8 protein-coding genes are annotated in these 9671 nt (G+C 67.5%); 3 read left to right on the top strand and 5 right to left on the bottom strand.

Features of this window, described 5'->3' with window-relative positions; genetic code table 11:
- The first annotated feature begins 481 nt into the window (after positions 1-481).
- The gene (locus O0J15_RS19365; protein ID WP_049412904.1) at positions 482-1669 is read left to right on the top strand and encodes a benzoate/H(+) symporter BenE family transporter; all 1188 of its coding nucleotides are present in this window, start codon (positions 482-484) and stop codon (positions 1667-1669) included.
- A 6-nt stretch (positions 1670-1675) separates the two neighbouring features.
- Here the strand turns inward: O0J15_RS19365 and O0J15_RS19370 are convergent, their stop codons facing one another.
- The 4 genes from O0J15_RS19370 to egtB form a co-directional block, all read right to left on the bottom strand.
- Positions 1676-2449 (bottom strand): DUF2628 domain-containing protein, encoded by a 774-nt coding sequence (locus tag O0J15_RS19370; RefSeq protein WP_171953161.1) that lies wholly within the window; start codon positions 2447-2449, stop codon positions 1676-1678.
- Positions 2450-2475: 26 nt separating this feature from the next.
- Positions 2476-4662, bottom strand: coding sequence for a lytic murein transglycosylase (locus tag O0J15_RS19375; protein WP_242015546.1), 2187 nt, complete (start codon positions 4660-4662; stop codon positions 2476-2478).
- Between the two features lie 78 nt (positions 4663-4740).
- Complete coding sequence (gene egtD, locus O0J15_RS19380) at positions 4741-5715, bottom strand: L-histidine N(alpha)-methyltransferase (protein WP_019658760.1); 975 nt, start codon at positions 5713-5715, stop codon at positions 4741-4743.
- Entirely contained in the window at positions 5712-6983 is a 1272-nt protein-coding gene (egtB, locus tag O0J15_RS19385; protein ID WP_019658761.1) for an ergothioneine biosynthesis protein EgtB, read from the bottom strand. Before egtB ends, egtD begins: the two co-directional genes overlap by 4 nt.
- Positions 6984-7133: 150 nt before the next feature.
- On the opposite strand from egtB, the gene O0J15_RS19390 reads away from it, so the two are divergent.
- Entirely contained in the window at positions 7134-8417 is a 1284-nt protein-coding gene (locus O0J15_RS19390; RefSeq protein WP_134732506.1) for a diguanylate cyclase, read from the top strand.
- Here the strand turns inward: O0J15_RS19390 and O0J15_RS19395 are convergent.
- Positions 8399-8791 carry a YchJ family protein gene (locus tag O0J15_RS19395; protein WP_026346891.1) on the bottom strand — a complete coding sequence of 131 codons (393 nt, stop codon included), beginning with the start codon at positions 8789-8791 and terminating at the stop codon, positions 8399-8401. The two genes, O0J15_RS19390 and O0J15_RS19395, sit on opposite strands and share 19 nt — an antisense overlap.
- Positions 8792-8872: 81 nt before the next feature.
- Here O0J15_RS19395 and O0J15_RS19400 point away from each other — a divergent pair, with 81 nt between their 5' ends.
- Positions 8873-9652, top strand: coding sequence for a TSUP family transporter (locus tag O0J15_RS19400; protein ID WP_019658763.1), 780 nt, complete (start codon positions 8873-8875; stop codon positions 9650-9652).
- Positions 9653-9671: the final 19 nt, after the last annotated feature.

Genomic DNA, 9671 nt, shown 5'->3' on the forward strand with positions numbered 1-9671 from the left:
TTCAAAGATCCGGGGAAGTGGCCTCAGCGCCGTTCCCGTGTGCTGCGAAGTTTCCTTCGTAGCGAGCCGCCCATTATAGCCGGCTTTTCCGCTTCGTCAACACCTTTTTTCAAGGCCGTCTCACCGGAGTGGACGTTGTTGCCGATGCTGCTTCGTCGTTGGACCCGAGGGCCTTTCGTCGTTGCGAGCCGCCTATTATGCCGGACTTTCCGAGTCCGTCAACACCTTCGTTCGATCAACTCGTTCGCCGGTGATGGCGTTGCTGATCGCGTGCCGTTTCCGAGGAAGCGATGCGTTGCAGCAAGGGGGCGAATTCTAGAGATCCTGCAGATTTCGTCAAGGCTTTTTTTCATGGTGATGACAGGAGCGCCGCGACTTCAGGCATGACGTACGCTCGAAGATCACTGCGGCGTTGCCCGCGCGTTGCGCGGTCAACGCCGCAACGGCTATCAATGCACGGATGCAACAAGGAGAGACGGCAATGAACATGCAGGTGCGGCAAGCATGGTGGCGCGACCTTTCAGTGCCGGCCGTGGTCGCCGGCTTCATCACCGTGCTGGTCGGCTTCGCCAGTTCCGCAGTGATCGTGTTCCAGGCCGCACAGGCTGTCGGTGCCGACCAGGCACAGATCGCCTCATGGATGTGGGCACTGGGACTGGGCATGGGTGTCACCTGCATCGGGCTGTCGCTGCGCTATCGCGTGCCGGTGGTGACCGCATGGTCGACACCGGGCGCGGCGATGCTGGTGGTCGGTGCTGGTGGCGACTCGCTCGCTGAAGCCACCGGCGCATTCCTGCTCGCTGCGGTGCTTGGCATGCTGGCAGGCTTCTCCGGGGTGTTCGCACGATTGATGCAGCGGGTGCCGATGGCGCTGGCCGCCGGCATGCTGGCCGGCGTGCTGCTGCGCTTCGGTCTGGACGTGTTCGTGGCCATGAATTCCCAACTGGTACTGGCACTGGCAATGTTCGCCACCTGGCTGGCGGGACGCCGCTTGTTCCCGCGCTATGCGGTCATCGCCACACTACTGGTCGGCATCGCGGTCGCAGCCAGCCGTGACCTGCTGCACGCACAGCAGGTGCAGCTGCAGCTGGCGGTGCCGCAATGGGTGACCCCGTCCCTGTCCTGGACTGCGGTAGCCGGCATCGCCCTGCCCCTGTTCGTGGTCACCATGGCCTCGCAGAACATCCCCGGTGTGGCAGTGATGCGTGCCTCCGGCTATGACGCGCCGGTGTCGCCGCTGATCGGCTGGATCGGCGTGGTCAATACATTGCTGGCGCCGTTCGGTGCCTACGCACTGAACCTGGCCGCGATCACGGCCGCGATCTGCATGGGCCGTGATGCGCACGAGGATCCGGCACGGCGCTACACCGCCGCCATGGCCGCTGGGGCTTTCTATATTGTCATCGGGCTGTTCGGTGCCACCGTGGCCGCCCTGTTCGCGGCTTTCCCAAAGGAGCTGGTGGCCTGCGTGGCCGGTATCGCGTTGTTCGGCACCATCGCCAACAGCCTGGCCAGTGCGCTGGCAGTAGAGCAGGACCGCGAGGCGGCACTGGTCACCTTCCTGGTCACCGCCTCCGGCGTCTCACTGGCCGGCATCGGTTCGGCGTTCTGGGGCCTGGTGGCCGGTGCGCTGTGCCTGCTGGTGCTGCGGCCGCGTCAGGGCCGCTGACCTGTCCTACCCCGCCAGTGCGGCGCCGACGGTGCTCAACACCACCGAGATGACGATGGCGGCCAGTGTGGCGACCACGCTGGTGCCGCCGCGTGCGGTCAGCTCGCTGCGCAGCCGTGCGTCATCGCCGCCGCTGACGGCACGGGCTTGGGCGATCAGGCGTTGGCAGTGTGCCAGGTACCAGGTGTTGCCAAAGGTGCCGGTGGTGACGCTGAGCGCGATGGTGATGACCAGCGACACGCCTTCGGGCACATCCAGCAAGGTCTCCACCACGCTGATCAGCAGCAGCAGGCCGACCCACATTGCCGCCAAGCGGTACATCCTGCGGTACATCATCCAGATCGGGCCAAGCAGGAAGGCCGGCCAGTGCCAGGTTCCACTGGCGGTGGCAATGCCCTGATCCAGTCGCCAGCGCTGGCGATAGATCGGGAAGTTGCCGCCGACCACGCTGGCGTACAAGGCCATCTCGCCCTCCAGCCCCGCGGCGGCAGCCGTATCCGATGCAGCGGCGGGGGCTCGATACGGATCGGACGGATCGCCGACACTTGGCGCAACGACCTCAACCGGTGGGGCTGTGTCGATATCCGGAGCCGGCGCCATCTCGATGGGCGTTGAATCCTGTTCCAGCTCCGCCAAGGGGCGCCACGAGGGCATGCCTTCGCGCCACAGCAGCGTGCGTGCCGTCACCGTGCCGTCCTGCTGCAGGCGACGCAGGGCGGCCAGGTCCACCGGTCCTTCGCTCTGCCTGCTGTTGGCGTACCACCACTGTGCGTCCTGCATGAAAACATCCTTGCTGCGTTGATTCGTTACCGGGTTACCGGTGTCCACGGTGCCGCGGACAATGTCTGTGACAGCACATGGCTGCCACCCGGCGGCAGGGTCACCACGTCGGGTCCGGCGTTGGCCGCTTCCAGGCAGACGTAGTCGCGCCAGCCCTCACCCACATCTGCCATCTTCGCTGCAGCCTCGGCACCGGGATTCCACGCCACCAGCGAGCGGCTTCCTTCCGTACGGATGTCGATGCGGCGTTTCAGCACCGGATCACGCAGGACATAGTGACCCTTGGCCTGCGTGTAGATGCGGTCGCTGCGCCCGGGATCACGGGGATCGCGCAACGTCCAGGCGCCCTGCTGCCGACGCGGCGTCGCATAGTTCTCGAACTTGTCCAGATAGTCCAGTCCGTCCACGCCGTCCACATCCACCGCGCTGGCATCACCCACGCGGAAATAGTTGTGCAGCGCCTGGGTGATGCTGGCAGGGGAACTGCCGACGTTCTCGGTGATCAGTCGCTGGGTCAACTGGCGGCCTACGCGCACAGTCATCCTCAATCGCAGGTCCAGGCTCTGCAGCACCGGGGGTGCCAGCGTGAGCTCGATGCTGCCGTCGTCCAGGCGACGGGCCTGTTGCAGTTCCCACGGCACGGTACGGACGAAACCGTGGGCGGGCACGTCGTTGCCCTGGCCTTGGCGGCCGAAGTACGGCCAGCAGACGGGGCTGCCTCCGCGGATCGGCGTGGGCAGTTCGGCGCGCCGGGGGGACAGCCACATCAGATCCAGCTGGCCCTTGGGCACGAAGGAAAGCAGCTGGCCGCCAAACACACTGATGGCCGCGCTGGCGTCGCCGGTTTCCACCAGCCAGGCATCGAGCCCCTGGTACTGCCCGCTGCGTACACCCTGGATCTGCTGCACGTGGGATCGACTCCGTATGGCCGGCGATTGCACGGCACTGTAGTTGCTGGGAAGCATGAAACGCGTGGGCACCGGTGCAGTGCGCGGCGCGTTCTGCAGAGTGCGAAGGATACGCTGTCCCGCGCGCCCATCTGCGTTGGCCCAGCCCAGGCGCTGCTGCTCGACCTGGATGGCGCGACGCGTGGCCGTACCGATCATGCCGTCGGCGCTTCCGATGTCGTGGCCGCGGGCCAGCAGCAGGGTCTGCAGCTGGCGGCGCTCATCGCGGCCGATACCGGGATCATCGGTCGGCCAGGCCGTGGCCAGGCCCGTGCCGCCACGCAGCTGGTCGGCCAGCGTGGCGATCGCCAGCGCGTAGCTTTCGGCAGCGTTGTAGCTGTAGATCGCGTCGTAGTTGCGGAACACCAGCAACGCCGGGCCCTTGCCGCCCGCCGGCAGCAGCAGGGCCGCGCGCGCGTCGGCAGGCAGGTTGGCCGGGGCCAACGCGCTGCCATCCAATGCGGTCACACCTTGCGCACGCCAGTCGGCCAGCGCCCGACGCTGGGTGCGCCCGGCCTGGCTGGCGTCGAAACCGGGCGGGATACGCACTTCCATGCCCCACGGCTCTCCGCTGCGCCAGCCGGCGCGCTTGAGGTAATTGGCGGTGGAGGCCAGCGCATCGGGAATGCTGCCGACCAGATCGCGGCGGCCATCGCCATCACCGTCCACGGCGATGCGTGCATAGGTGCTGGGCATGAACTGCGTATGCCCGAAGGCGCCGGCCCAGGAACCGGTGAGCCCCTGTGCCTGCAGGTCGCCGCGGTCGATCAACTTGAGCAGGGCCAGCAGCTCACCACGGAAGAAGGGCTGGCGGCGGCCGGCACAGGACAGCGTGGCCAGCGACTGCAGCAGCGGGCGCTTGCCGAACACACGGCCGTAGTCGCTCTCCACGCCCCAGACCGCGACGATGGTGGCCGGATCGACGCCGTACTGGGCCGACACCCGATCAAGCAGGGCCCGATGCTGCTGCAGCAGGACGCGCCCATCGTCCACGCGCTGGCGATCGACCAGCGCGGCCAGGTAGTCCCAGATCGGCGTGGTGAATTCCGGCTGCGCGTCGAGCAGGCCGAGCACGCTGGGATCGGGGGTGAGCCCGGCGATAATCCCATTGAAGCGGTCGGCACTGATGCCCTGGCTGGCGGCTGTCGATTGCAGGACGGCCAGGCAGCGGCTGAAAGCGGCATCGCTGCTGGCCGCAGGCGCTGCTGTCGAAGCGGGTGCCGCGGCGAGCACGGCCGCCAGGCCGAGCGTGGTCAGAATGGGCATGGCGTCCTCCGTGTTGCCGTTGCAGGGCCATCTTAGGCGCAGCGTAGGCGAACCTGAAGCAGCGCGGGCTGGCGGCGGCTAAAGGGCGCGAAGCAGGCGCAGGCCATAGGCCGGGCTTTCAGCATCCCAGCGCCGCACGACCTGCAGGCCCGCTGGCAGCAGCAACGCTTCGAAGCTGTCGTCGGTGTACTTGTGGCTGTATTCGACGCGGATCGGCTCGTCGGCCTGGAAGTGGAAGGTGCGGCCATCCAGACGGACGTCCTGTGCGCGCTGGCTGACCAGATCGGTTTCGATGCGCAGCCGCGCGATGCTGTAGCGGGCGCGGTGGCGGAAGCCGTCCAGATCGAAGTCGCTGCCGATCTCGCGGTTCAGGCGCGCCAGCAGGTTGAGGGTGAATGCAGCAGTGATGCCCTGCACATCGTTGTAGGCGGCTTCGATCAATGCCGGGTCCTTGTGCAGATCGATGCCGACCAGGGCCAGGCCATCGCGGCCCATGGTCTGGCGCATCGCGCGCAGCAGTGCGACGGCATCCTCTTCGACGAAATTTCCCAACGTGGAGCCCGGGAAGAACAACAGGCGCCGCGCAGGCTCGCGTTCCGGTGCCGGGACGGCGACCGCGCGGGTGAAGTCGGCACAGACCGGCAGCATCTCGACGTCCGGCAGCGCCGGGGCCAGATGGTCGATGCTGGACAGCAGCGCGGCGCGCGAGATCTCGATGGGGGTGTAGGCCACGGGGTCCTGCAGTGCCGCCAGCAGCAGCGCGGTCTTGCGGCCACTGCCGCTGCCCAGCTCCACCACATGAGCATGAGGACCGACGCTGCGGGCGATGTCCGGCAGCACCCGCGCCAGCAGCGCCAGCTCGGTACGCGTGGGGTAGTACTCGCAGGTCTGCGTGATCTGCTCGAACAGGCGTGAGCCGCGTGCATCGTAGAAATACTTGGATGGCAGCTGGCGCGGTGTGCGCGACAACCCGGCCACCACGTCGGTGAGGATCTGCTGGCGGCCGGGGGTGAGGTCGGTCAACGCCTGCAGCGCGTCGTGAACGGTGCTCATGTGAGGTCCCTGGCCAGGCGCAGTCCGGAGAACTGCCAGCGCGCCGGCGGCATGAAGAAATTGCGATAGCTGGCGCGCACATGGCCCCGTGGCGTGACGCAGCTGCCGCCGCGCAGCACCCATTGGCCGCACATGAACTTGCCGTTGTACTCACCGAGGTTGCCCGCGAAAGGGCGGTAGCCGGGATAGGCACCATACGCGCTGTGAGTCCACTCCCAGACATCACCGAACAGCTGGCGCAGGCCGCTGCCCTGCCCCGCCTGCGGGTGCAGGTGATCGTCATCGGCAAAGTGGCCCCGCACCGCCTGAGACGCGGCGGCGGCCTCCCACTCGAACTCGCTGGGCAGGCGTGCCCCGGCCCAGCGGGCACAGGCATCGGCCTCGAAGTAGCTGAGATGGCAGACCGGCGCGTGCGGATCCAGTTCGCGCCAACCGCCCAGGGTGTATTCGCGCTGCAGGGTGTCATCCCAGTACAGCGGGTGCTGCCAGTCCTCGGCTTCACGCAATGCCCAGCCTTCACTGAGCCACCAGCGCGGTTCGCGGTAGCCGCCGGCATCGATGAAAGCACGGTACTCGGCATTGCTGACGGGACGTTCGGCCAGAGCATGTGCCGGCAGCAGCACGCGGTGCGGCGGCGATTCGTTGTCGTAGGCAAACGCAGCGTGCTGCGGCCAGGCTGCAGCGCCGACGGTAACGATGCGCTCGGGTGATTCGATCCAGCCCTGTGCACTGGCAGCGCCAGGGGGGGTGGGCAGGTCCTCGCGGTAGGCCGGCTGCAGCGGATTGCACCAGAACGCGTGCTTGATGTCGGTCAACAACAACTCCTGATGCTGTTGTTCGTGCTGCAGGCCCAGCTGCAGGTTGTGCAGCGCGTGTGGGTCCAGGTCACCTGCCGATAGCCGCGACTGCACCTGTGCATCGACCTGCTGGCGATAGTCATGCACCTGCTGCAGCGAGGGCCGTGAGAGGAGGCCGCGCTGCGGCCGGGCATGGGCGGGGCCGATACTCTTGTAGTAGCTGTTGAACAGGTAGTCCCATGCAGGGTCATGTGCAGGCGCAGCCGGGAAGCCGGCCAGCACGAAGCGTTCGAAGAACCAGGTGGTGTGGGCCAGGTGCCACTTGCTGGGGCTGGCATCGGCCATGCTCTGCAGCATGGCGTCCTCGGCGCTGAGTGGGCCGGCCAGTTGCATGCTGCGCGCACGCACGCGTGCGAACTGGTGGGCGAGATCGTGCTGCGGGGCAGCGACGGCGGCGGGTACGCTGTCCATGCCGACAGCATCGGTGCCGGCGGGTGAGTGCGATGTCATGGTCCGGCGTCACTTCGTTCACATGGATGGGCCTGCCGCATTCAAGAAGCCGCCCCGAACGCCGCTAACGGCAATGCTGCGGCCGCGTCGTCACCGCGCTGGAATTCCTGATTGCCCCTGCATCCGCTCCGCCAGCCTGCGCACTACCTGTTCGTGCTGCCCGCCGTGCTGGTTGCCGTGGTGCTGTGGGCGGCGTTGGGCAACGAAGACGTGGCCAGTCCGGCCCAACGCGTTCTGCCCTGGCTGCTGGCGTGCCTCGGTGCCGGCCTGGCCCTTCTCTACCACCAGGTGCGTGCGCTCTGCCTGCTGTTGGTGGTGGCAGTCATGTTCGCGATGCTGCACCAGGATGTCGGCGGCTACCTGCGCAGCGGCCATGTCAGCGCGCTGACACCGCTGCGCTTCCATGCCATCTCGGCGTGGCTGCCGTTGCTGTTCGCCGGCCTGTCGTTGTGGCCGGAGCGTGGGCGGCGCAGGCACGACCTGCTGTTGCGCTCCGTCGCCAGCAGTACGGCATTGCTGATCTTCCTGCTGCTGGCCGCGCAGCAGCCGCGCGGCATGCATGATCTGCTGTCGAACCGTCATTGGGCGTGGATCCCGGCCGACTGGAACGCGCTGGCGCAGCTGCCGGCGCTGCTGTTCCTGCTGGCCACGGCGGCGCTGGGTTGGCAGGCATGGCGGCATCCGCGGCCGCTGCACACGGCTATGCTGCTGGCGCTGCTGTGCCTGTGGTGGATGCTGCCGAGGGTCTTCCTGCAGCCGGTGCTGCTGCCTGCGCTGGCCAGTGCGGCACTGCTGCTGATGCTGGGCGCGATGCTGCAGGAGTCGTTCCACATGGCGTTCCGCGACGAACTGACCGGCTTGCCGGGGCGCCGCGCCTTCAATGAGACCCTGCAACGGGCGCGCGGCACCTACAGCATCGCGATGGTGGACGTGGACCACTTCAAATCGTTCAACGACACCCACGGCCACGACACCGGCGACGACGTGCTGCGCCTGGTGGCCTCGCGGCTGGCGCGGGTGGGTGATGGTGGCCGTGCGTTCCGCTACGGCGGCGAGGAGTTCGCGGTGGTGTTCCTGGGCCAGCCGGCCGACGCCTGCATGGATGCCGTGGAAGCCTTGCGGCAGAGCATCGAGGACACCCGCATGCAGCTGCGCGACCGCAGCACCCGCAGCCGCGACGATGACGCCGGGCGTCAGCAACGCGGGCGCGGCGGCAGCGGCCCGGTGGTGCAGGTGACGGTGAGCATCGGCCTGGCCGACAGCCTTGTGGACCCGCGCCCGGCAGCGGTGGTCAAGGCCGCCGACCGGGCGCTGTACGCAGCCAAGGACGGCGGCCGCAACCAGATCCGGGCGAACGCCGGACAGCGGGCTGAGGCTCAGACTGCGTCGAGGTAGTACCAGCGACCGTCGATGCGCAGGAAGCGGCTGTGTTCGGTCATCTTCACCGCGCTGCCGCCGCCTACCCGGTAGCGGGCGGTGAACCTCACCTCGGCGCTGTCAGCGCCGGTGACGGTGTGCTCATGGACGGTCAGGCCCAGCCAGTGCGTACGCTGCCCGGGCGCGTCATCCAGCGACAACTCGACCGGACGCGTGTCCGGATGCCAGCTCTGGCGCAGGTAGCCTGCCAGGCCCCGCACGTACGCGCTGTAGCGCGAACGCATGAGGCGTTCGGCGTCGGGGACGGTGTCGCCGGCATGGAAACGGCCACAGCAGGCGGCGTACTCCGCGGGTAGCCCGCAGGGACAGGGATCGGCAGGTTTTCGGCTCATGCGCGCATTGTCGCGCGGGGCGCCGCCAGCATCCATCGGCGAAGGGCGTATGCTGTCGCGCCCCCACCTTGATTGATCGCCGTGCTGGAACTGGTTCCCCCCGAGTTGTGGTGGCTGGTGGTGATCGCCTTCATCGCCGGTCTTGTGGATGCCGCCGTCGGTGGCGGTGGCCTGGTGCAGCTGCCGGGACTGTTCACGGTGCTGCCGCAGCAGACACCGGCGATGCTGTTCGGCACCAACAAGTTCAGTTCGATGTTCGGTACCGGTGCGGCTGCCTGGCGTTACGCGCGCAACGTGCGTTTCCCGTGGAAGCCGGTACTGTTCGCGGCCGGTACCGCCTTCATCTTCTCCTTCGCCGGGGCCACTGCGGTAAGCCTGCTGCCCAAGGACGCGGTGCGCCCGCTGGTGCTGGTCCTGCTGATCGCGATGCTGGCCTACACGCTGTGGAAGAAGGACTTCGGCGCGTTGCACCGGCCACAGGAGATCGGCCGCCGCGAGCTGGTGATCGCACTGGCGATCGGTGCGGCGATCGGCTTCTACGATGGATTCTTCGGGCCGGGTACCGGCAGCTTCCTGATCTTCCTGTTCGTACGCTTCTTCGGGCTGGATTTCCTGCGCGCGTCAGCGGCATCGAAGGTCGTGAACCTGGCGACCAACGTGGCAGCGATCTCGTTCTTCGTACCAACCGGCAACATCCTGTGGCTGTTCGCGCTGCCGATGGCCGCAGCCAACATCATCGGTTCGGTGGTGGGCACGCGCCTGGCGCTGAAGGGCGGCACGCCGTTCATCCGCAAGCTGTTCGTGGGGCTGGTGGTGGTGCTGATCGCGCGGATGGCGTGGGACACGTTCCGCGGTTCGTGAAAGCGGTTGCGGGGGCCCC

This window comes from Stenotrophomonas sp. Sm10 (assembly GCF_030985515.1).
Taxonomy (GTDB): domain Bacteria; phylum Pseudomonadota; class Gammaproteobacteria; order Xanthomonadales; family Xanthomonadaceae; genus Stenotrophomonas; species Stenotrophomonas hibiscicola.

Excerpts from the sequence above, each read along its gene's own strand:
- O0J15_RS19365 (WP_049412904.1), top strand. The coding sequence starts at position 482 with ATGAACATGCAGGTGCGGCAAGCATGGTGGCGCGACCTTTCAGTGCCG.
- O0J15_RS19370 (WP_171953161.1), bottom strand. The coding sequence starts at position 2,449 with ATGCAGGACGCACAGTGGTGGTACGCCAACAGCAGGCAGAGCGAAGGA.
- O0J15_RS19375 (WP_242015546.1), bottom strand. The coding sequence starts at position 4,662 with ATGCCCATTCTGACCACGCTCGGCCTGGCGGCCGTGCTCGCCGCGGCA.
- egtD (WP_019658760.1), bottom strand. The coding sequence starts at position 5,715 with ATGAGCACCGTTCACGACGCGCTGCAGGCGTTGACCGACCTCACCCCC.
- egtB (WP_019658761.1), bottom strand. The coding sequence starts at position 6,983 with ATGGACAGCGTACCCGCCGCCGTCGCTGCCCCGCAGCACGATCTCGCC.
- O0J15_RS19395 (WP_026346891.1), bottom strand. The coding sequence starts at position 8,791 with ATGAGCCGAAAACCTGCCGATCCCTGTCCCTGCGGGCTACCCGCGGAG.